Annotated in this window: 20 protein-coding genes and 1 rRNA gene; 13 read left to right on the top strand and 8 right to left on the bottom strand. The window is 56.4% G+C overall.

Going from position 1 to position 21,170, the window contains the following annotated elements; genetic code table 11:
• The first annotated feature begins 336 nt into the window (after positions 1–336).
• The 10 genes from CIK92_RS00175 to CIK92_RS00130 all read left to right on the top strand — a co-directional run bounded on the left by CIK92_RS00175 (position 337) and on the right by CIK92_RS00130 (position 9,294).
• Positions 337–1,695, top strand: coding sequence for an ATP-binding protein (locus CIK92_RS00175; protein WP_094387751.1), 1,359 nt, complete (start codon positions 337–339; stop codon positions 1,693–1,695).
• 18 nt (positions 1,696–1,713) lie between these two features.
• The gene (locus CIK92_RS00170; protein ID WP_094387750.1) at positions 1,714–2,148 is read left to right on the top strand and encodes a hypothetical protein; all 435 of its coding nucleotides are present in this window, start codon (positions 1,714–1,716) and stop codon (positions 2,146–2,148) included.
• Positions 2,149–2,242: 94 nt separating this feature from the next.
• Positions 2,243–2,611 carry a LytTR family DNA-binding domain-containing protein gene (locus tag CIK92_RS00165; protein WP_022310374.1) on the top strand — a complete coding sequence of 123 codons (369 nt, stop codon included), beginning with the start codon at positions 2,243–2,245 and terminating at the stop codon, positions 2,609–2,611.
• Positions 2,602–3,213 (top strand): FHA domain-containing protein, encoded by a 612-nt coding sequence (locus tag CIK92_RS00160; protein WP_022310373.1) that lies wholly within the window; start codon positions 2,602–2,604, stop codon positions 3,211–3,213. Before CIK92_RS00165 ends, CIK92_RS00160 begins: the two co-directional genes overlap by 10 nt.
• Entirely contained in the window at positions 3,194–4,096 is a 903-nt protein-coding gene (locus CIK92_RS00155; RefSeq protein ID WP_158214690.1) for an SUMF1/EgtB/PvdO family nonheme iron enzyme, read from the top strand. Before CIK92_RS00160 ends, CIK92_RS00155 begins: the two co-directional genes overlap by 20 nt.
• Positions 4,097–4,131: 35 nt before the next feature.
• Positions 4,132–4,884: a caspase family protein gene (locus CIK92_RS00150; RefSeq protein WP_158214689.1), complete on the top strand. Its 753-nt coding sequence runs from the start codon at positions 4,132–4,134 to the stop codon at positions 4,882–4,884.
• 238 nt (positions 4,885–5,122) lie between these two features.
• Positions 5,123–6,064, top strand: coding sequence for a hypothetical protein (locus CIK92_RS00145; RefSeq protein WP_094387747.1), 942 nt, complete (start codon positions 5,123–5,125; stop codon positions 6,062–6,064).
• Positions 6,065–6,076: 12 nt separating this feature from the next.
• Positions 6,077–6,517 (top strand): FHA domain-containing protein, encoded by a 441-nt coding sequence (locus CIK92_RS00140; protein WP_094385654.1) that lies wholly within the window; start codon positions 6,077–6,079, stop codon positions 6,515–6,517.
• Entirely contained in the window at positions 6,510–7,535 is a 1,026-nt protein-coding gene (locus tag CIK92_RS00135; RefSeq protein ID WP_144289272.1) for a PP2C family serine/threonine-protein phosphatase, read from the top strand. Before CIK92_RS00140 ends, CIK92_RS00135 begins: the two co-directional genes overlap by 8 nt.
• 97 nt (positions 7,536–7,632) lie before the next feature.
• Positions 7,633–9,294, top strand: coding sequence for a protein kinase (locus tag CIK92_RS00130; protein WP_094387745.1), 1,662 nt, complete (start codon positions 7,633–7,635; stop codon positions 9,292–9,294).
• A 92-nt stretch (positions 9,295–9,386) separates the two neighbouring features.
• On the opposite strand, the gene CIK92_RS00125 is transcribed toward CIK92_RS00130, so the two are convergent.
• The 6 genes from CIK92_RS00125 to CIK92_RS00100 all read right to left on the bottom strand — a co-directional run bounded on the left by CIK92_RS00125 (position 9,387) and on the right by CIK92_RS00100 (position 18,528).
• Positions 9,387–9,680 (bottom strand): RyR domain-containing protein, encoded by a 294-nt coding sequence (locus CIK92_RS00125; protein WP_094387744.1) that lies wholly within the window; start codon positions 9,678–9,680, stop codon positions 9,387–9,389.
• Positions 9,661–12,192 (bottom strand): hypothetical protein, encoded by a 2,532-nt coding sequence (locus CIK92_RS00120; RefSeq protein WP_144289271.1) that lies wholly within the window; start codon positions 12,190–12,192, stop codon positions 9,661–9,663. Before CIK92_RS00120 ends, CIK92_RS00125 begins: the two co-directional genes overlap by 20 nt.
• 197 nt (positions 12,193–12,389) lie before the next feature.
• Positions 12,390–13,838 carry an MFS transporter gene (locus CIK92_RS00115; RefSeq protein ID WP_094387742.1) on the bottom strand — a complete coding sequence of 483 codons (1,449 nt, stop codon included), beginning with the start codon at positions 13,836–13,838 and terminating at the stop codon, positions 12,390–12,392.
• A 461-nt stretch (positions 13,839–14,299) separates the two neighbouring features.
• Positions 14,300–16,777 (bottom strand): bifunctional UDP-N-acetylmuramoyl-tripeptide:D-alanyl-D-alanine ligase/alanine racemase, encoded by a 2,478-nt coding sequence (locus CIK92_RS00110; protein WP_094387741.1) that lies wholly within the window; start codon positions 16,775–16,777, stop codon positions 14,300–14,302.
• On the bottom strand, positions 16,761–17,618 hold the full coding sequence (locus CIK92_RS00105; RefSeq protein ID WP_371593884.1) for a GSCFA domain-containing protein: 858 nt from the start codon (positions 17,616–17,618) through the stop codon (positions 16,761–16,763). Before CIK92_RS00105 ends, CIK92_RS00110 begins: the two co-directional genes overlap by 17 nt.
• Positions 17,619–17,631: 13 nt before the next feature.
• The gene (locus tag CIK92_RS00100) at positions 17,632–18,528 is read right to left on the bottom strand and encodes an SUMF1/EgtB/PvdO family nonheme iron enzyme (RefSeq protein ID WP_022309730.1); all 897 of its coding nucleotides are present in this window, start codon (positions 18,526–18,528) and stop codon (positions 17,632–17,634) included.
• Between the two features lie 810 nt (positions 18,529–19,338).
• Here CIK92_RS00100 and CIK92_RS00090 point away from each other — a divergent pair.
• The 3 genes from CIK92_RS00090 to CIK92_RS13210 are packed head-to-tail and all read left to right on the top strand — an operon-like array spanning position 19,339 to position 20,628.
• Positions 19,339–19,965 (top strand): hypothetical protein, encoded by a 627-nt coding sequence (locus CIK92_RS00090; RefSeq protein ID WP_094421875.1) that lies wholly within the window; start codon positions 19,339–19,341, stop codon positions 19,963–19,965.
• An 11-nt stretch (positions 19,966–19,976) separates the two neighbouring features.
• Positions 19,977–20,273: a transcriptional regulator gene (locus tag CIK92_RS00085; protein ID WP_094387738.1), complete on the top strand. Its 297-nt coding sequence runs from the start codon at positions 19,977–19,979 to the stop codon at positions 20,271–20,273.
• Complete coding sequence (locus CIK92_RS13210) at positions 20,251–20,628, top strand: hypothetical protein (RefSeq protein ID WP_144289270.1); 378 nt, start codon at positions 20,251–20,253, stop codon at positions 20,626–20,628. Before CIK92_RS00085 ends, CIK92_RS13210 begins: the two co-directional genes overlap by 23 nt.
• A gap of 9 nt (positions 20,629–20,637) precedes the next feature.
• On the opposite strand, the gene tnpB is transcribed toward CIK92_RS13210, so the two are convergent.
• Together tnpB and rrf are read right to left on the bottom strand one after the other, a co-directional pair.
• Positions 20,638–20,859, bottom strand: a complete 222-nt coding sequence (gene tnpB / locus CIK92_RS14225; RefSeq protein WP_371593887.1) for an IS66 family insertion sequence element accessory protein TnpB — start codon at positions 20,857–20,859, stop codon at positions 20,638–20,640.
• Between the two features lie 199 nt (positions 20,860–21,058).
• Positions 21,059–21,169, bottom strand: a 5S ribosomal RNA gene (gene rrf / locus CIK92_RS00075).
• Position 21,170: the final 1 nt, after the last annotated feature.

The following is a 21,170-nucleotide window of genomic DNA, read 5'->3' as shown; positions in this document are numbered from 1 at the left end:
TGAAATCTTGTAAAACAAATCAGTTCAACTAACAGAACTTGTAAAGTAAAACAGAGAACTGAATAAAAGTAGTAAACCTAATTAGTTAATCGCATCCAATTCTGTCAACTAATTTTAGGAATAGTCAATGTATGACCACCACCCGCCGCGAAATATGGGAAAATGTGAAAATCGAGCCTATTTTGATGCGGATTATGTGAAAAATCGCGCCAAAACCGATGCGATTATGTGAAAATACAGCCATTTTCGGGGCGGATTATGTGAAAAACAGTGCCATTTATGATGCGGATAACGTGAAAATCACTATCTTTGCACATGTAATCAATGTTTCGCGATATGGAAAGACTACTCAGAAGAAAGGTGGACAGCTACTTGACGGCCTGGAAGAACAACCCAGACAGAAAGCCGCTTATCATCAAAGGCGCCCGGCAGATTGGCAAGACCCGCTCCATCGAATGGTTTGCCTCGCAGAACTACCAGAGCGTCATTGAAATCAACTTTGTAGAGCAAACGAGGTACAAGGCCATCTTTGACGATGGCTTCGAGGTAGACACCATCCTCAAGAACATCTCTCTGCTCAATCCCGAGCTGAGGTTCATCCCCGGCGCCACCCTGTTCTTCTTTGACGAACTGCAGGCATGCCCCAACTGTGCCACCGCGTTGAAGTTCTTCAAGCTCGACGGCCGCTTCGACGTCATCTGCTCTGGCTCGCTGATGGGTATCAACTACCGTGAGATAGAGTCCAACAGCGTGGGCTACAAGGAAGATTACGAGATGCAATCCATGGATTTCGAGGAATTTCTGTGGGCCAAGGGCTATACCGAGGAATTCGTAGACGACCTGTACCAGCACATGCTTGAGGTCAAGCCCATCAGCAATCTGCAGATGGATATCCTCTTCGGTCTTTTCCGCGACTATGTCACGATAGGCGGCATGCCCGAGGTGGTCAACACCTACATTCAGAACAAGAATTTCAGTGGCACCCTGGGCATACAGAGGCAGTTGCTGAAAGACTATGAGGAAGATATCACCAAGTATGTCGACGGGCTGGACAAGGCAAAGGTCAAGGCCGTCTACAACCATATCTCCACATTTCTGGCCAAGGAGAACAAGCGTTTCCAGATAACCAAGATAGCACGCAATGCACGCAACAGAGACTACGTGGGATGCGTAGAATGGCTGGCTGATGCGGGTGTCATCAACATCTGTTACTGTCTGAACCAGCCGGAACTGCCGCTGAAGGGCAACTATGACCCCAAACTCTACAAGATATACTACAAGGACACCGGGCTGCTTATCGCGTCGCTCGACGAAGAGGCACAGGAGGACTTGAGAGCCAACAAGAACCTCGGCACCTACAAGGGGGCTATCTATGAGAACGCCGTGGGAGACATGCTCGTGAAGCAAGGCTACCGTCTCTATTACTACAGCAACGACAGGCCCGCCCTGGAGATGGACTTCTTTATCAGAGACGCCGACTCGTTGATTCCGGTCGAGGTGAAGGCCAACGACAACGCTACCGCCTCGCTCAACAATCTGCTCAAGGCCGACAAGTACCCCGACGTAAGGTACGGCATCAAGTTGGGGTATAAGAACATAGGATTCAATGGAAGGTTCTACACCTTCCCCTATTTCCTCACGTTTCTGCTCAAGCGGTTTGTGGCAGAGCGAGGCCACCACATCGCGACGGAATAGCCTCCACACCCATGCACCATGACCGCCAACCCGCCCGAGGTCGCTTTCATCCTCATTTCAAGTCACGAAATGGAGGATGCGTGGCGTGATTTACTTCTTGCCAGCCTTGCAATGGTCATTTCATGGTTTGAAACCAACTTTCCGTTAGTCTATGCCCGCTTTCGCTGCATCGGCGGGGGCGGCGCCGTGGTCACAGGGCTGTTGTCGGCATGCGCCTTGCCTGGCAGAGGAGGCTTGGCAGCAGCCGAATTTACTCTGGTGGCAGCAGAGGTCACTCTGGTGGCTGCCGAGGTTACCTTGGTGACTGCCGAGGTTACCTTGGTGGCTGCCGAGGTTACCTTGACAACGACAGGGCGGCGCTCCGACCTTCGGTTACGGGCAGATGATGGTGGCAGAGAGCGTCATTTTTGCCCCATATCTTATAATAAGGTAAAAAAAATGGGCAAATTGTAAAGTTAATTTCGATAATTATGTTTACCTTTGCTATTGCTACCACTCCCGCGCACAGCCAGAGTGTTACGGCATGACTGATTAACTCCAAGGAAAGATGAAACAGATAGTCTTCAACCGCCGCAACGAACTGCTTCGGGTCCCCCTCACCCGTGCCATGTTCTACGAAGCCTTCGGCAATTACTGCTATGGCGTGTTCCCTAACAAGCAGAAAATCATGCTGCCCGTGAGCCTCGGTGAGGTCGAACAGCTGATACGCGTCAAGCCCGAACCCGACCAGCCGGTATTCATCCGCATCGGCAAGCGGTATATCGTCAACACCGAGATGATAGTCCAGGTCAACCTCAGCACCCAGCGACTCATCCTCTCAGACTTCGACCACCCCGACCACTTCGCCCTGCCCATCTCCAAGGAGGCCCTCAAGGAAATCAAGAAACTCTACGAACAGCAAAAGATATGGAAATAGGACAAACCATCACCATAGGCCGCATGGGCCAGCAGCCCATGCACATCGCCGACACCAGCGTGGACCCGCAGCACGCCAAACTGACCCGCACGGGTACCGACACCTACCAGATAGAAGACCTCGACTCTACCCGAGGCACTTTCGTCTTCGGCATGCGCATCAAGCGCAAGACCGTCAAGACCGACACGCCCTTCTTCCTGGGTCAGCACAAGACCTCGGTAAGACAGTTGCTCACCGACCTGTCCACTATTGACCTCGGGCAGATATGGGCCAACTACGAGAACGAAAAGAAGAAGTGGGACCGATATTCCACGATGGTCAACTCCATACGTATGCTCACTCCCATCATCACCATGCTGCTCGCGCAGACCGTGGGCCAGGACTGGATGATATCCATCATCGTGCTGGCGGTGGTCATTGCGATAGCCGTCGTGGCAGGCGAGAAAGTGCTCGAAAAGAAGACTCTCGCCATATCGGCACTCAACGCCTCTATGCAGACCACCTACGTATGCCCCCACTGCCACAAGTTTCTGGGACTTACCCCCTATGAGGTGCTCAAGGCCAACCGCTACTGTCCCGGTTGTGGCGTGCCCCTCAAGTAACATCGCCCGCCCGGGCATCACCCAAACCCTTACCACCATGCGCATCACATCTCTACTCATCGCCATTATGCTCACAGCCCTGGCCACCGAAGCCGGAGCGCAGGGCATCATACGCCCCAAGACATCCACTACCACCAAGCCCACCACCAAGCCGCAGCCCCGTGCGCAGGCGAAGAGACCTGCAGCGGTGGCCAACCCGCTGAAGAAACTGGCTGCCGACATGGTCTATGTCGAAGGCGGCACCTTCACCATGGGTGCCGCTGCCGCCGAAGACTACTGGAATGCCGAGAATGCCAAGCCCGCCCATCAGGTGACCGTGCGCAGCTTCTACATCTGCCGCTACGAGACCACCCAGGCGCTCTGGCAGAAGGTGATGGGGCACAACCCGTCGGAGCAGAAGCTCGGCGGCAACCACCCCGTCGAAAATATCACGTGGAACGACATCCAGGCGTTTATCCAGAAGCTCAACGCCCTCACCGGCAAGCACTACCGGCTGCCCACCGAGGCCGAATGGGAGTATGCAGCCCGTGGCGGACGCAAGAGCGGCGGCTACCGCTACAGCGGCAGCAACCAGATAGACGACGTGGCATGGTATAGCGACAACACCCACGACCGCCACAAGCCCGTAGGCACCAAGCGCCCCAACGAACTGGGCCTCTACGACATGTCGGGCAATGTCTTTGAGTTCTGCGGCGACGGCTATCAGCCCTACTCTGCCGCCCCGCAAAACAACCCTGTACAGGAATCTCCCAAAGGCGACCACCCACTGCGCGGCGGCAGCTATGTCACACACGAAAAAGACTGCCGATGCAGTTACCGCTTCGGCCAGTCATCTACCTACTCCCATACCCACTTCGGTTTCCGTCTCGCCATGTCAGAATGATACGCACCCTCACGCCAACCTCCATCCTCAAGCCTATGAAGAAGATACACCTGCTGCTCCTCGTGATGGCCCTTGCCATCAGCACCGCCACCTACGCCCGCGACATCTACGTGGTGTCGGTAGGCATAGCCAAATACAAGCATATCAAGCCCCTCCGCAAGACCGAGAACGATGCCGCCACGATGGCAAAGCTCTACAAGACCCACACGCGCCATGTCACCACGCTCACCGGCAGCGACGCCACCCACGACCGGGTACTCGCCACGCTGAAAGAGGTATTCGGCAAGGCGGGCAAGGACGATATCGTGGTCTTCTTCTTCAGCGGTCATGGCAGCAAGGGCGGACTCTGCGCCTACGATACCCACAACGAGCAGACACTCATCAGCTATGGTGAAATCAAGGCCGTGCTGCGCCAGTGTGACGCCAACAACAAGCAACTCTTCATCGACGCCTGCTTCTCGGGCGGTCTGCGCGGTGGCAGAAAGAGCTCGAGCGCCAGCCAGACCTTCGGCAACAGCCAGGGTGTGATGCTCTTCCTCTCGTCGCGCAGCAGCGAGACATCGCGAGAGAACCCCTACGGCGCCAACGGATACTTCACCCAATATCTGGAGAAGGGCATGAAGGGCGCCGCCGACACCGACCGCAACCGCATCGTCGAAGCCAAGGAGATATTCACCTATGTCGCGCAGAAGGTGGCACAAGCCACGCACGACAAGCAGCACCCCGTGATGTGGGGCAAGTTCTGCGACACGATGCACATACTCAACTGGAACCCCAAGCGCAAATAGGCCGTCCCTCCGTGCATCGCGCCAGCAGCCGGACAGCCCTCCAGCTTGACCGCAGCCCCTTCGGGGCTTCCCAGGCTAATTCCCACAGCCGCATCGGGACACAGTTCTGCCGCTTTCTGCCATTTCGTCACGCCAGAAGGGCATTTCATCCACTAAAGGGGAAATCGTTTGGAGGCCATGGATTATCTCCTTATCTTTGCAGCAGAAATCAATAATAACCCTATAAAACATTACCACTATGTTTGACAACAATGACACCATCCGCAACAAGCAGAAGACTGGCAACAATGCCAAGGAAGAGAAGCGTAATAACGACAAGACTACTGCCAAGGCAGCTGCCGCAGCCATATTGGGTGCAGCGCTGGGTGTAGGCGGTGCCAATGCCGTGCAGGCTGCCACCACCGAAGAGCCCGAGGCTCAGCCCGAACCCCAGCAGGCCCAGCCTCAGCCTGAAGCCAAGCCCGAACCCAAGCCAGAGCCCAAGCCCGTGGAGGAAGAGCAGCACGAGGGAGAGGAGCACGTAGAGCCCGTCAAGGTGGAAGACCCCGAGCATCATGAGCCGAAGCCCACTCCCGCCGCAGACAACGACGAGAGCATCATCATCCACTCGGTAGAGACCGGTCAGGACGAAGACGGCAACCAGTATATGTTGGCACACGCCACAGTCAACGGCAACAACGCCGTGCTGCTCGCCGACGAGAACGGACACATACAGACAGCAGCCATCGACATCAACGGTAACGGCGAGGTAGACGAAAACGAGATAGGCAACGTGAGCGAGGCCAACCTCTACATCAACGGCAACTCCGTAGAGGTGCACCAGCCCGAGGTACAGGTAAGCGCCGCCGAGAACGAGCCCGAAGTGCGCGTCATCTCGGTAGAAAACGATGTCGACCTCAACGGCCAGACCGTAGACGTGGCTGCCGTAACCATCAACGACCAGAACGTCATCTTCGTAGACAGCGACCAGAACGGCGAGGTCAACGTGATGGTTACTGATGTCAACGGCAACGGCGAGATAGAGAATGACGAAATGGCAGACGTGAGCGAACACCACATCGCCATGCCTACCGCCGACGACGTGATGCAGCCCGGAGTGACTGAGGTAAGCGACCCCATGGGCGGAGACGACCTGCCCGACTACTCCAACAATGCCGACATCACCATGTACGACGTATAATAAGCAGAGACAATGAATATAGCACTCAAATGCCCACACTGCAAGGGCGTAATCAATGTGGTTGCCGCTGCCGGTCTGGAGGCGAAGAACGCAGAGTGTCCCCACTGCCACAAGAAGATGAAGATAGGCGACTTTCTGCCCTGCCTCTCTCTCCAGGTCGACGACAAGCGCTACCAGTTGCACTTCGGCAGGCAGTGGGTGGGACGCCAGACCAGCAACAATACCGCTGAGATACAGATACCCGACCCCAGCAACTACATGAGCCGGCGCCACGCCGTCATCGAGCTCACCTGCCAGCCCACGGGCATACGCTGCACCTTCGAGGAGCACGGCACCAACCCCACCTCGCTGCAGGGCGTGGAGCTCATCGAAGACGACATCGTATACCTCAATGTCAACGACTGTATGATGCTCGGCGACAGGAGGATGTTCCTCGCCAACCAGTTTGAATAAAACCACTACGCTTATGGACAAGCAGACCAACCCTACCGCATCTATCCGCCTGGGCGAGATAGCATGCTACAGTGAAATAGGACAGAAGGCCAACCAGGAAGACTCCATCTTCCCGGCCATAGGTGAAGCCACTGCCAACCAGCGCGTGTTCTTGGTGTGCGACGGCATGGGCGGCCACGAGCACGGCGAGGTGGCAAGCGCCTGCGTAGCCAAGACGGTGGGCGAGAAGACGGCAGTCTTGCCGCTCTGCACCACCGCCGAGATGCGCACCGTGTTTGAGACGGCGCTCGAAGCAGCCTACAACGAGCTCGACGCGATAGATACTCCTCCATCCACGGGCCGCACCATGGGCACCACCCTCACCTTTGCAGCCTGCTGCAGCGACGGCGTGCTGGTGGCTCACATCGGCGACAGCCGAGTCTATCAGCTGCGTCCGGGAGCAGGCGTTGTCTTCCGCACCCGCGACCACTCGCTGGTGTTCGACCTCATCGCCGCCGGCGAACTCACCGAGGAAGAGGCGCGCGACTTCCCGCAGAAGAATGTCATCACGCGCGCCGTGCAGCCTCATCAGGAGCGGCGCGACCGGGCCTCCTTCAACGTCATCACCGACATACGCCCCGACGACGTGTTTGTGCTCTGCAGCGACGGCGTGGTCGAACAGCTCACCGACGATGACCTCTGCCGCCTCATGCTCGACCACGACACGCTCGACAACCGCATACGCTCGGTGGCAGAAGCCTGCCGGCTGCAGCAGACGCGCGACAACAACACCGCCTATGCCTTCAGCATCGAGGGCGGAAGCGTGACCGCGCAGCCCGAGGTCAAGGTAGAGGCGGTCAAGCCTAAGGGCAAGAAGAAGGGGCATACCTGGGTGTGGCTGCTGTTGCTCGCCATCATCGCAGCTCTGGCGCTGTTTGTCATCAAGACCCAGAGCGGCGACGCCAAGGGCGACAAGCGACCAGCCAAGACAGAGCAGCACGACAACAACGCACCCCTGCGCACCATCAAACACAAGTGACGCTGGTGCAGAGCGCCATGCGGCGGCAGGGGCGACACCCTCGACGCGGCGCATGGATGGAAAAAAATCAAGGAAATAACCAATAATAAAACTACAAATGGCAGTTAACAACAACGAACGCGAAGGGCTGCTCGCCATCGGTACCTTGCTCTCCAACGGCAAGTACCGCATCGAGCAGTATCTGTCGTCGGGCGGATTTGGCAACACCTATGTAGCCACCGACCTTGCCTTCGACGAGAAGGTGGCTATCAAGGAGCTGTATATCAAGGGCGTCTGCGGACGCAACGAGGCCACCAACGAGGTGGCTATCACCCTGACAGAAAACCAACGCACCTTTGAGGCTCAGCGGGAGAAGTTCCGCAAGGAGGCACGACGGTTGCGCCGACTGAGCAATGCACACATCGTGAAGGTACACGACCTCTTCGACGAGAACGGCACATCCTACTATGTCATGGACTTTATCGAAGGCGAAAGCCTCGGAGCCCGCATCAAGCGGATGGGGCACCCCATGTCGCCCGCCGACATCATGCTGACCCTCCCCCAGATACTCGACGCGCTCGAGACGGTACACAACGACGGCATCTGGCATCTCGACATGAAGCCGGGCAACATCATGATAGACCGCAAGGGCAACATACAACTCATAGACTTCGGTGCGAGCAAGCAGTTGCGCAACTCCGACGGCCAGTCGTTGGCTACATCGTCGGCGATGGCATACACGCCGGGCTATGCACCGTCTGAACAGATGGAGCAGAACATCGAGAAGTTTGGCCCATGGACCGACCTCTACGCGCTGGGCGCCACGCTGTTCAATCTGCTTACCGAGCAGACTCCGCCGTCGCCCTCCGACATCGATGACGATGTCAACGAGGCCATCATCCAGTATCTTCCCAACACGGTGAGTACCAAACTGAGAGACCTCATCGTATGGCTGATGAAGCCCAACCGCAAGATGCGTCCGCAGAGTGTGGCCGACGTGCGCCAGTATCTCGCCGAGACCATCACGCAGAATCCCCAGGCCAAGCCGAAGCCCACGCCCAAACCCGCTCCGGCTCCTACGCCCGAACCCACACCAGCTCCCGACCCCGCACCGGAGCCCAGCACCAGGTTGCGGCGCAAGAAGGGCGAGCCCGAGACGCCAACACCAGCCCCCGAGCCGACTGACAACGACGACACCGGCAATAGCAGCTCTCGCCGAAAGGTCATCATGATAGCGGTAGGCGTGGCTGTCCTGCTGTTGGGTTACTGGATGCTGTCCAAGGGTAACGGCGGCACGACTGCCGGAGCACCCGGGGGCATGGTGACCGACGCGACCATCAGGATAGACAACGGCCCTGAGAACCTGAGAACCTTCACCTATACAGGAGAGGCATCGATAACCATCGATGACCAAGGCGACACGCTGTCGGTCATCCCCCAAGGTTCTGGCCATGCCACCTATATGGGCACCACAGACATTCCCTCGTCTGAATATACCGGCCAGTTCAAAGATGGCCTCCCCGACGACGTTTCCGATGATGCCAAGATGGTATTCAGCAACAACGACACGTATGTAGGTTCCTTCAGCAAGGGCAACTATTATCGCGGTACTTACACCATAGGCGAAACGGGCGCCGTCTATCGTGGCACCTTCAGCCAGGGAGTCCCCCACGACGGCTACTGGTATGACAAGAGCCACAACCCCACAAGCCGCGTCAACGGCGGCCAAGAGGTGGCTGACACAGCAGGCATACCGCCATACGACAAGGCTCTGCAGTAACTTTAGCATTACAGGATAGCATAATCCCCACCCTCATGACAACCATGAGAGTGGGGATTTCTGGTTTCTATACATCCTCCAGCAGAGCCTGGTCAGCCCTTGTTGATTTTGAAGCCGAGCTTGAGGATGAGCTTGATGGTTTCGAGCGACGTATTACGGTCGAACTCGCGCTCCTCGTCGGTCAGGTCGTCGTAGGGGACAAGGCAGGGATGGTGCTTGGCGGCATCGTCGCGTCGGGCGCCATAGGTCCAGCCTTGGGCGATACGGGTGGCAGCCCACACTTCATGCACGTTGCGACACATGTCGTCGATGAGCGGAGTGAGTTCGGCGGGCAGACTGATGTCCGATGTGTCTACGGGATGGGGTTCATACTTGGTTTTGGTCATGACTATGGAAATAATTGTTGATGGTAGTGGTGACTACGACGAAATCGTAGAGCTTGTAGTCGGGATAAGCGCGGCCGTCGGGCTTGGTAGCGTCGTCCCATCCCGCAAGCAGACTCTCGGCGTCGAGAGCCTCCCAGGGCATGAGGCAGTTGTGCAGCCGGTAACGCTCATTGCAACTGTGCCAAGTGCCGAAGGGCAACTGCTGCGAGAGCGTGGGATGGTCGCCGTAGTATCTATATCCCAGCGCCTCGTGGGAACCATTCCAGCGCAGATGCTCAAGACGGGCAAGATTGCGGAACAGCAGCTGGTCGGCAGCGTTATAGCCGATTGCGGCGGAGGGATGGCCGCCGCTGTCGGAGGGATGGCAGCAGCTGTCGGGGGCTGAGTAATCGCCCTGCGCCTCGACTATGCCCTCGAGCAGATGCTCATGGGCAGAAATGCGACCGAACTTAGGCACACGCCCATCGGCAAACCACGACGAGAGAGCGCTGTTGTCGGCGCAGACACGCTCGATGATGTAGAGTTTGGTGAAGGCGTGATAGGCGTTTTCGACATCCTGCATCTCCTTACGCCTCAGCTCGCCATAGGCTTCGAGGGTGTGGCGCCCGAGCAGTATCTCGCGGCGGAGCGCCCACTCGTCCTTGGTGCCGAGCCGGTTGTTGACGGTGCAGTAGGCACGGTTGTAGAGACGTCCCTCGGCCTCGAAACGGCTCTCCACGATATTGCCGAAGGTATAGATGCTGGCAGCCGAGCCGAAGATGACGATATGCTCGGCAAAGGCTGGGGTGCCCACCTGGTTGTAGTGGTCGGCGATGTCGCGCATGTGCTGCTCATAGTAACTGGAATAGGAGCGCACGAATATCTTGAAGCGGGAGATGTCGACGCGGTTGCGGCGCACGTAGTTGAAGATGTTGACTGCGGCAGAGATAGACTGCTCGCTGTCGCCGAGAGCCACCACGACATAGTTGACCGTAGCAGCCACCTCGTCGAGCAGACTGTAGAAGTCGGGCGAAGAGATGTCGCAGTCGTGGAAAGAGTAGAGGTCGCGGCTGCCCTCGCCGTCGAGAGCGGGAGCCGAGGAGAGGAAACGGCCCTTGAGCTGGTCCATGCCGGCATCGACGACATGGCAATGATACCCCGACCGCATGACCTGGCGGTTGGTGTTGTCGCTGCCGGGCTGGTCGTCATCGACCGAAGAGAGGCTGGAGACAAAGGCGCCAAACTCGTGGAGATAGCGCACGGCATCCTGACCGCTCTCGCCAAAGCCTACGACCAGCGAGGTGAAAGGCGAGGTGACGGTGCCCACATTACAGGTGGTGTCGAGTTCGACAAAGCGTATGGGGTGATAGTCGGGCGTGCTCTTGAGCTGGTCGATGCTGGCATGCGACGAGTCGACTATCTTGACATCGAGGTTGCTGGACGAATAGGCGTCTTCGACCACGCGGCTGGCACTGTCGTAGCGGGCGTGGCTGTAGATGGTGACCTTGTGGCCCTCGGTCTCGGCAAAGCGGCGTATGTCACTGTCGGCACAGATGTTGGCGGTGGCGCGGAGGTTGCTCTCCTGGTCGTCGCCGAGCATGAAGAAGTGGAGCTCGCCACGGGTCTTGCCGATGAGGCGTGCCACCTGGCCCAGCGCCAGTTTGCGGGCAAGCACCTGTGTGCCGTCCTTGCGCTCGGCAGCGGTGAGCTCGCAGCGGCTCAGACGGGCAAAGGCGGTGGCGGTAAGGCAGTTGAGTTCCTTGAGATGGTCGAGCTCGCGGTTCTTGAGCGACAGAAAGTCGAAGAGGCGGTCGAGGCCGGTGGGGGCACTGGTCTCGTCGCCGTCGTCGGCAGTCTTGACAAAGACCAGACGGTAGGTGCCGGCCTTGAGGGTGCGGCGTATGTCGGCGGCGAGCAGATAGGAGGGCTCGTTGATACCCCAGAAGATGAACAGACGCTCGCGCATGGCACCGCTACAACCTGTGGCCCAGAGCTGCACACGCGCCATGAGATTATAGCCGAAGTGCTTGATGACAAAGAGCATGCTGACGGCTGCCGCCATGAAGTGGGCGAGCGAGAAGAGCGTCATGAAGAGCAGATTGGAGTGGAACTCCTCGTGCACGGCACTGATGTCGCTGTCCATTACAAACATGCCGAACGCGTGGACAACGCCCATGGGCGTCTGTCGCAGCAGACGCAGGAAGGAGTCGACAGTGAAACCGGCGGCATCGTCGGTGACGATAAACATGCCGACGGTATAGATACAGAAACCGAAAACCCACGTAAGGAGGAAAAGCAGGGTGAGATGGCGTTCTACAAAGCGCCAGAAGCGGCTCCATCGCCCGTTCTCCATGCGGTAGAAGACGGCTGCCACCACAAAGGCTACAAGGATAATGCCCACAGCCATCAGTGCCGAGAGCGACATGAGGCTGCCCACATCGGCATTGCCCGCGGCGCCATCGCCATTGGCCGAACTACACGAACTCATCACTGCGCCAAGCGCCAAAAGGGGTAAGGATAACAGCTTCTTCATTGACTATGATTGTTATAACGGTGAGAGACGCCGGCGTTACGGCCGACAACATCGATGTGCAAATATACATATTATTATTGATAACAGACGCCATAGGTAGCAAAAAAATGGCGGTCAGCCCCACCAAAAAGGCCCAAAGCCTCATCCCGCTTTAGGGATTGGGCTTTGGGCCTCTATGGTTTGGGGGTGTAAAACCGTCAGGCCTTGACGGGCATATAGCGGGGCACAAGCAGCTTCATGACGAGCCAACCGGCGATGTAGGCCACAGAGCAGTAGCAGAAGATGATGAAGTAGCCAGCCTCCTTGCCCTGGAAACCGCAGAAGACGGTCTGGGCAGCCTCGACATGGTCGAGCAGACGGCCAGAGACAAAGTTGATGAGGAACGAACTGAGTCCGCCAGCCATACCGTTGATACCGGTGATGGTGGCCACAGCCTTCTTGGGGAAGAGGTCGCTGCCCACGGAGAAGAGGTTGGCCGACCATGACTGGTGGGCGGCGCCCACGATACCGATGATGCAGATGGTGAGCCAGCACGAGATGGCGCCCAGCGTCTGGGCCACAAGTCCCAACAGGGGGAAGAGGGCAAAGATGAACATGGCCTTCATGCGGCAGTTGTAGGCGTTGCCTCCGGTGCGGTTGATGAATATGGTGGGCAGCTTGCCGCCGTAGAGCGACAGCATCGTGATGGCATAGAGGGTGAACATGAGCATCTGGGCCATGACGCTGTCTGACGTATAGCCATAGACATCACTGATATAGGCGGGCGTCCAGAAGAGGAAGAACCACCACACACCATCGGTGAGGAACTTGCCCATAAGGATGGCCCAGGTCTGGCGAAGGCGCAGACACTCGAGGATAGAGAGCTTGCGGCCGCTGTCGGCGTCGGCAGCAGCGTCGTCATGGCTGTCCTGGAGTATGTATTCGCGCTCGGCGGCGTTGACGCGCTTGTTGGTCTGCATGGGCTGATAGATGAAAATCCAGATGCCCATCCACACGAAGCCCAGCATACCGATGACCACAAAGGCCATCTCCCATCCGTTGCCCACGCCCATATCCTTGAAGTAGCGTGCCAGGGTGGGGATGCACAGGGGCGCGACGAGGGCGCCGATGGTGGCTCCGGCATTGAAGATGGCGGTGGCGAAGGCGCGGTCTTTCTTGGGGAAATATTCGGCGGTGACCTTGACAGCGGCGGGGAAGTTGCCGCTCTCACCGGCAGCCAGCACCACGCGGGCAGCCAGGAAGAACCACACGCTGACCATAGACACCGTGGCTGCCACGTCGCCGGCAGCGCCCACGAGCTGGGCTGCATCGTCGAGACCTACCCACTGCTCGGTGGCCCAGCCACACAGGGCGTGGAGACAGGCACCGGCAGACCACACGCCGATAGCCCAAAGGTAGCCGCGACGGGTGCCCAGCCAGTCGATGATGCGACCGGAGAAGAAATTGGCGATGGCATACATGATGGAGAAGGCGGCGGCTATGTTGCCATAGTCGGTATTGGTCCAATGAAACTCGGGAGCGATGAAGTCTTTCCACGTGAGCGAGAGGGCCTGGCGGTCCAGATAATTGACAGTGGTAGCGAAGAAGAGCATCGCGCAAATTACCCAACGGAAGTTGGTCTTTCTGGTAGTCTGAATATTATTCATGTTTTAAGGTAATTATACTTGTAGGGGCAAAGGTAATCAAAAAAGTTGATACCATGACGGCTATGGCGTTTTTTCTTGCAAAAATCGACCGATGCCACCGTCCCGGGGTTGCAGCCATGCCGTTTTGCGCCCGCCGTGGAGGGCTTCGGCCATAGCCCAGCCGCATCGACGGGCGTGGGCACGAGGGCCACGGCCCTTGCCATCATCGGCAGCGGCGAGGCCATGACCCCTGCCGGCTCGTAACGGAAGGTACGTAGGCTCGTATCAAATGTCACGAGGGCACGTATCAATAGGTACGAAGGCTCGTAACATACGATACGAGCCAGCCAAGCGGCTCCCGGCGCTGCCGAAGCGGCTCACACAGAGCCCCCACCCCATCACCAAGGCGCAAAAAAAGCTCCGCCTGCAAGGGGAAGACCATTGCAGGCGGAGCCATGTATAGGGTAACGGGTGAGGTGGCGTCAATCCTGATAGTAGACGCGCTTCACACGGTTGGAGATGCCGGTGAGTATCTCGTAGGGGATGGTGTCGATGGCGTCGCTGAGCACGGTAACGGGCAGATGCTCGCCGAAAATCTCGACGCTGTCGCCCTCGGCACAGTCGATGTCGGTGACGTCAATCATGCAGACATCCATACAGATATTGCCCACATACTCGGCGCGCTTGCCGTTGACGAGGCAGTAGCAGTGGCGGTTGCCGAGATGGCGGTTCAGACCGTCGGCATAGCCTATGGGGGTGGCGGCTATCACGCTGTCGCGGGGGAGCACTCCCTTGCGGCTGTAGCCCACCGTATCGCCAGCCGGCACGTGGCGCAACTGCAGGATGGTGGTCTTGAGCGTAGACACGGTGTTGATGATGGCATTGTTGCGCGAGTTGATGCCATAGAGTCCCAGCCCTAAACGGCACATATCGAGCTGGCGTTCGGGGAAGTGCTCGATGCCGGCAGAGTTGTCTATGTGGCGGAGGATATGGTGGGAGAAGGCAGACTGGAGCCGGCGGCTGCCCTCGTCGAAGAGAGCAAACTGGCGGGCACTGAAATCGTCGAAGCTGTCGCTGTCGGAACCCACAAAGTGGGAGAAGACCGAGCGGGGGATGACGGCGTTCTGATGCTGCAGACGGTCGATGAGCCTGTCCATGTCCTCGCGGGGATTGAAGCCCAATCGGTGCATGCCGGTGTCGAGCTTGATGTGTACGGGATAGTCGGTGATGCCCTCCTTCTCGGCTGCCTTGATGAGGGCTTCGAGCAGACGGAACGAATAGACCTCGGGCTCGAGGTCATAGTCGAACATGGTCTTGAAGGCGGTCATCTCGGGGTTCATCACCATGATGTTGGCGGTGATGCCGTTCTTGCGCAGGGTGACACCCTCGTCGGCGACAGCCACAGCCAGATAGTCTACGCGGTGGTCTTGCAGGGTCTTGGCTATCTCGACCGACCCGGCGCCATAGGCGTCGGCCTTAATCATGCAGACGAGCTTGGTTTCGGGCTTCATGAAGGACCGATACCAGTTGAGGTTCTCGACCACGGCAGAGAGGTTGACCTCGAGGATGGTCTCGTGGACCTTGCGCACGAGGAGCTCGGTGAGGCGGTCGAAGCCGAACTTGCGGGCGCCCTTGAGCAGGATGACCTCGTCGCGGAGGGTGTGGAAGACGGGGCTGGCGACGAAGGCGTCGACGCTCTCGAAGAACGACTTGTCGGCGATGGTTATCTCGTCGGCGGCGGCACAGAGCTGGGGGCCGATGCCGATAAACCGCTCTACACCACGCTGCTGGCAGAGCTGCGCCACCTCGCCATAGAGCGACTGCGGGGTGAGTCCGCTCTGCTCGATATCGCTGAGGATGAGCGTGCGGCGGCGTCCCTGATGGTCGGGGCGACGGCGCATGAAGTCGAGGGCTATATCGAGCGAGTTGACGTCGGAGTTGTAAGAGTCATTGATAAGCGTACAGCCGTGCTGTCCCTCCTTGACCTCGAGGCGCATGGCTATGGGCTCGAGCTGCTGCATGCGCTGGGCAAGGGCGGCGGCAGAGACGCCCAGGTGGAGGGCTACGGTGGCGCAGACGATGGAGTTGGAGATAGAGGCGTCGTCGATAAACGGCAGCTGGTAGTGCTGCTCGGCGCCACCCTGGTAACTGTAGGTCACGAGGGTATGGGCGTCGCCCTTGTCGATACGGCTGATGTACATGGGGGCATGGGCATCGGTAAGAGACCAGCAGAGGCGCTCGCCGGGATAACCGGAGGCTTCGACCTCGGCGGTTATCACGCTGTCGTCGGCATCGTAGACCACGGTCTGGGCATCGTGGAAGAGCTGAATTTTCTCCTTACACTTGGCCTGCATGGACTCGAAGTTCTCCTGATGGGCTGCGCCGAGATTGGTGAGCACGGCGATGGTGGGCTGGATGATGCCACGCAGGGCGCGCATCTCTCCGGGCTGGCTGATGCCTGCCTCGAAGATGCCCAGCTGGGTGTGCTCGTTGAGCAACCACACCGAGAGGGGCACACCTATCTGTGAGTTGTAGCTGCGGGGACTGCGGGTGACGCAGACGTCGGGCGACATGATCTGGTAGAGCCACTCCTTGACCATGGTCTTGCCATTGCTGCCGGTGATGCCCACCACGGGAATGTCGAACTCATCGCGATGACGCTCGGCAAGCCGCTGCAGCGCCTCCAACGAGTCGGTGACTTTCAGGAAGTTGGCATGGGGATAAAGGGTGGCATAGTCCGTGGGGACGTGCTCGACCACAAAGTTGTTGACTCCACGGCGATACAGGTCGGAGATGTATCGCGTACCGTCATTGCGCTGAGTTTTCAGGGCAAAGAAAAGCGTTTCCTCTGGGAAACATAACGAACGGCTGTCAGTAAGGATGAAACCTACGCGGGCTTCACCGTTGCCGTATCTACGCGCACCGATGAGTGTGGTAACCTTCTCAATAGTATAGGTCATTTCTCTCTATCTTAAAATTTAATGCAAAGTTATTATATTTTTTTGAAAGTGCGTCGACTCTCGCCATGGTTTTATTCATAAAGTCTTTATATCCGGCATTCTCGGGGTCGAAGGGGCGGTGGTTGAGGGCGGCCTTGACGGGCAGCCACTCGGCGAGGAACCGGGTCATGGCGCTGCCGAAGTAGACGCGACCCATGCACTCGTGGATGTAGGCCACGGCCTGGGTGCTGGGGTGTATCATGTCTTCGGCATAGAAACGGTAGTCGCGCAGCTCGTCGTTCATAATCTCGTAGGAGGGGAAATAGCTGACATGCGGATGGCGACGTTCTATCTCGGCAGTGGCAAGCAGGAGCACCGACTTGGACAACTGGCTGCCGTGGAGCCCATATTTGCGATAGCGGATGGGGCTCACGGTGAGTATCACGTGGGCATCGGGCCAGCGGCGGGTTATCAGGGCGATGGTCTGCTCAAGGCTCTCAACCGTATCGTCGACCGTCATCTCGCGCTCCTCAAAGAGCTGCTGCGGCCGCTTCTGACAATTGTCGACCACTTCGCCCGTGGCGCGGAGTATATAGATGTGGTTGGTGCCGAGGGTAATCACGACGGTATCGACCCTATCGTCGGGAGGCAGCTCGTCGGAGAGTCGGGCGATGGTGTGGCCCACGCTGATGGGGTTGTACATCACGCCGTAGGGGTTGACCGTCACGCGGAAGCAGTCGTCGGCAAAGAGTCGGCCCATATTGTCGGCAAAGCAGCTGCCCACAAAGAGCATGCGCGAGCAGGGCTCTATCTCGAAGTCAGCACGCGGCAGGTCGACTGGTGTATGTAGTTGCAGTGGCATAGGCGTGTTCCTGTTATTCATGCATTACCAATCGAAGCCCCGTAGCCTCGTCATTATAGTCGGGGGATTGACCATAACGAATAGAGATGTGGCATGCCTCAACAGTATGGCCTATTCCGCCATCACGATACACGCGTAGCTCACCGCTATCTGGGCCGGTGGGGTCAGACTGGGCCTGGGCTGAGTATGGGGCGAGCCAGTCGCTGCACCATTCGCTGACGTTGCCTGTCATATCATAAAGTCCGAGTTCGTTCGGGGCCTTCCGGCCCACTGGCTGGACAGTAGATGTATTATAACAATGCCAAGCCACTTTCCCTATAGTATTACTACCGCTATATTGATAGCCCTTGCTCATATTGCCACCACGGGCGGCAAACTCCCATTGTGCCTCTGTGGGCAAGCAAAAACTTATCCCAGAGTAGCCCGACTTAGCCTGGGCAAGCGCGGTAAGGCGTGAAAGGAATGTCTGGCAGTCTGTCCAAGAGACATTGGTCACAGGAAGATTTCGGCCCTTCACCTTAGAGGGGTTGGAGCCCATCACAGCCTCCCACAGGGCCTGGGTAACCTCGTACTTGGAAATAAAAAAGCCATCGACGGTAACAGTATGCACCGGGAGCTCATCTGGATAGGGATTTTTCATCTGCGGGGTGGCTCCCATCTGGAACGTACCGCCCCGAACGTAGACAAAACTATAATAGAGGCTCTTCCATTCGGAGGCGAAAGTGGGCTTGGCACTGGTCTGCTTATTCCGCGCCGTAGCAGGTTTGGTCTTGGACCTGGCGGCTTCGGTTTTACCTGTCCTCGCATTACGATTAATGGTCGGATTGTGCTTAATGATGCCCTGCCCATCGGCCTCGGCCGCAAGCGCGAGGCACAAGAGAAACAGGAAAGCTCTGCATAAATGCTTCATGTATGTACGTTTTAAGAAATAATCAATAAGCAAAAGTAAGAAAAATATATATTTTGCAGGCTACAAGTGACGATTTTTTTCGGCAGAGGGTAAAAAAACAGATACGAGTGGGAGGCTGGCCAAGCATAGATAAATGCCAAAACTGTTGGACGATGTCGCATAAAAGGTGATGCCATCGACCAGAGTATCGAGGGTATCAGGGGCACTGTGGAGGTCATGACAGACGGCCATCTCGCACTCATTAAAGCTGTCCATAGTGTCGGCAAACATGACACATACAGAGTAACAATTGATAACTTTGGGGCAAAAGTACGCAAGATATAAATAACAACAACAGCTACAGGCTGTTTTTGGGGGTGGCGGCAGTGAAGTTGACACAAAACAGGGGACAATATGGCTGTAGCCCCCAAAGAACTGATAGGATGAAATCAGAAATTGCTGCCATTTTGATGGCAGTTGGTATGTATATATAAATAATGTGAACACAAGCCTCCTCTGCGAAACTATAGATTGACGGAAACAAGAGAAAGAAGGCTACACGCTCGCGGCAGGGAGGCCTCCTGGTCTTGCAAATATGGCGAAAAATCTCGCGAATTGGGTGACAGATTGTCTCATTTCGGATGGGAAATGTTAAAAAAACCATCTCCGCGCAAAGAAGTTTGCACAATAACTTGGTTTATATCATAAACATTATTATCTTTGCCATGCAATCCGGAACTGCGATGCCTTTGTCAGACCTTTCTGCAGGAGGAACGACGGGCATGAGTGAACAAAACAAGTCGTTTAACATCCAAGAAAACTCAAGAAATCATGGAAGAAACAACAAACATGACTGCCGAGCGCAGTCTGGAAATCATCCGAGAATCGATAGAACGCAGCCAGCGCACAATCAACAAGAATTCTGCACTGCCATTAATCTGGTGGGGCGCTTGTGTAGTAGCCTTTTCATTGCTCATTGCCTATTTGTGGAATAATCACGGTGGGCCTGTGTGGAATTTCTTATGGGCAGCGATGTCGCTGGTAGGTTACGCAGGCAATAGGTTGATTGACAAAAAGCGGGAAACCATCCCAACAACATTCGTGGGCAAAGCCATCGGATATGTATGGGCTACATTTGGTGTATTCTGCTGTAGCATGGGCATGATTCTCGGCTTGGTCGGAAGCGGAGTCCTGCCGATAGAACTGGTTTTACCTAAGGTGTATGCCTTCGGATGCCTTACAAGTATCATCTCCTTGTGCTTCGGAATGGGTACAACCATCATGGGACTGATACTGAGAAACCGCATCATCCAGGCTTGTGGCCTGATTGCTGGCATCGGAGGCTTTTTCGGCGCATTGCATTTCCCAGACCACATGCAGCTCTATGTGATGGCAGTTGTGGCAACGGTCGGGCTGATTGTTCCTGGCGTAATTATTCATTTGCATAATAAGAGATAAGGAGGAGATACATGTTCCAACCATTAGACCCGCTGTTGCACGCAGAGTTGCGACTGGCTGTCATGTCGCTGCTCATCAGCGCCGACGAGGCCGAGTTCCCATACATCAAGGAACAGACGGGAGCCACGGCGGGCAATCTGAGCGTACAGATTGACAAGCTCTCAACGGCAGGCTATATTGAGATAGAGAAAACCTTCAAGGGCAAAAGGCCTTGCACCATCTGCCGGATTACCCCAAAAGGAAGACAGGCTTTCGAGAAATATGTTGAAGCCTTGAGGGACTATCTTGAAGTGGCAAGCAAAGGCTGAAAGGACAGCTCTGCCAGCCTCTCTCGTACCGACATTGTACCACGGCCGTGATAAATGGCTATGGCACAATGTCGGTTATCAATTATATCGAACCATTCAGGGTAATCCATCGACATTCGCGCCCAAAGAAAGCCATAACCGCATCACCCCATGGGAACATATGTTGCAGAAAGTAAACAGTAAAAACGGAATGGAAAAGGCGGCTTATTCGGATGGTTACGCAGAAAGAGAGGGTATCTGCCAGCATCGTCATTTTACAGCAAATGGTATCGCCCTGCGGACTTATTGCCGTGTTACCCCCAATATTTCGGATGGTTACCTTGTTTCGGATGGTTGCGTTCATACCAGCGCATAGACCTGAAGCCTATGCCCTGACGAAAAATATGCGAGGATGGAAACGGCCTTGCTCCAAACGTTTGTAGTACATCACATAACCTCCACGTTCCCAATGGAGCAACTTCATGCTCGTGCGAGACTTGCCCACAAATACATACACATCACCATTACTCGGTTCCAGCCCCACTTTTTGGACCTGTCTACACATACCATTCACTCCCATACGCATATCAGTCGGATGCTGCGCCATAACTATACGGTTGTCCTCATTCGAATTGAACATAACTGTTTTTTTGAGGGACAAAGGTAAACAGTATCAACGAAATGGAAAAAACGGCTTGTTACGGATGGTTACGGATGGCAACATTCATCTTCTTCTTTGCCCAAATATGACACATATACCAACGAAAAAAGCCTCAGTCACTATTGTGACTAAGGCTCTTCGTGAAAAAGGGCGGCTACCTACTCTCCCGCATTGCATTGCAGTACCATCGGCGCAAGTGGGCTTAACTTCTCTGTTCGGAATGGGAAGAGGTGGGACCCCACCGCAATAACCGCCTG

It is taken from the genome of Prevotella sp. P4-67, assembly GCF_002251325.1.
Taxonomy (GTDB): Bacteria; Bacteroidota; Bacteroidia; order Bacteroidales; family Bacteroidaceae; genus Prevotella.
The sequence above is the reverse complement of the archived record's forward strand: the minus strand, read 5'-3'. Positions and strand labels throughout refer to the sequence as shown.

What these genes read in the sequence shown, in the direction of transcription:
- CIK92_RS00175 (WP_094387751.1), top strand. Translation starts at nt 337, where the DNA reads ATGGAAAGACTACTCAGAAGAAAGGTGGACAGCTACTTGACGGCCTGG.
- CIK92_RS00170 (WP_094387750.1), top strand. Translation starts at nt 1,714, where the DNA reads ATGACCGCCAACCCGCCCGAGGTCGCTTTCATCCTCATTTCAAGTCAC.
- CIK92_RS00165 (WP_022310374.1), top strand. Translation starts at nt 2,243, where the DNA reads ATGAAACAGATAGTCTTCAACCGCCGCAACGAACTGCTTCGGGTCCCC.
- CIK92_RS00160 (WP_022310373.1), top strand. Translation starts at nt 2,602, where the DNA reads ATGGAAATAGGACAAACCATCACCATAGGCCGCATGGGCCAGCAGCCC.
- CIK92_RS00150 (WP_158214689.1), top strand. Translation starts at nt 4,132, where the DNA reads ATGAAGAAGATACACCTGCTGCTCCTCGTGATGGCCCTTGCCATCAGC.
- CIK92_RS00145 (WP_094387747.1), top strand. Translation starts at nt 5,123, where the DNA reads ATGTTTGACAACAATGACACCATCCGCAACAAGCAGAAGACTGGCAAC.
- CIK92_RS00140 (WP_094385654.1), top strand. Translation starts at nt 6,077, where the DNA reads ATGAATATAGCACTCAAATGCCCACACTGCAAGGGCGTAATCAATGTG.
- CIK92_RS00130 (WP_094387745.1), top strand. Translation starts at nt 7,633, where the DNA reads ATGGCAGTTAACAACAACGAACGCGAAGGGCTGCTCGCCATCGGTACC.
- CIK92_RS00125 (WP_094387744.1), bottom strand. Translation starts at nt 9,680, where the DNA reads ATGACCAAAACCAAGTATGAACCCCATCCCGTAGACACATCGGACATC.
- CIK92_RS00120 (WP_144289271.1), bottom strand. Translation starts at nt 12,192, where the DNA reads ATGAAGAAGCTGTTATCCTTACCCCTTTTGGCGCTTGGCGCAGTGATG.
- CIK92_RS00115 (WP_094387742.1), bottom strand. Translation starts at nt 13,838, where the DNA reads ATGAATAATATTCAGACTACCAGAAAGACCAACTTCCGTTGGGTAATT.
- CIK92_RS00110 (WP_094387741.1), bottom strand. Translation starts at nt 16,777, where the DNA reads ATGACCTATACTATTGAGAAGGTTACCACACTCATCGGTGCGCGTAGA.
- CIK92_RS00105 (WP_371593884.1), bottom strand. Translation starts at nt 17,618, where the DNA reads ATGCCACTGCAACTACATACACCAGTCGACCTGCCGCGTGCTGACTTC.
- CIK92_RS00100 (WP_022309730.1), bottom strand. Translation starts at nt 18,528, where the DNA reads ATGAAGCATTTATGCAGAGCTTTCCTGTTTCTCTTGTGCCTCGCGCTT.
- CIK92_RS00090 (WP_094421875.1), top strand. Translation starts at nt 19,339, where the DNA reads ATGGAAGAAACAACAAACATGACTGCCGAGCGCAGTCTGGAAATCATC.
- CIK92_RS00085 (WP_094387738.1), top strand. Translation starts at nt 19,977, where the DNA reads ATGTTCCAACCATTAGACCCGCTGTTGCACGCAGAGTTGCGACTGGCT.
- tnpB (WP_371593887.1), bottom strand. Translation starts at nt 20,859, where the DNA reads ATGGCGCAGCATCCGACTGATATGCGTATGGGAGTGAATGGTATGTGT.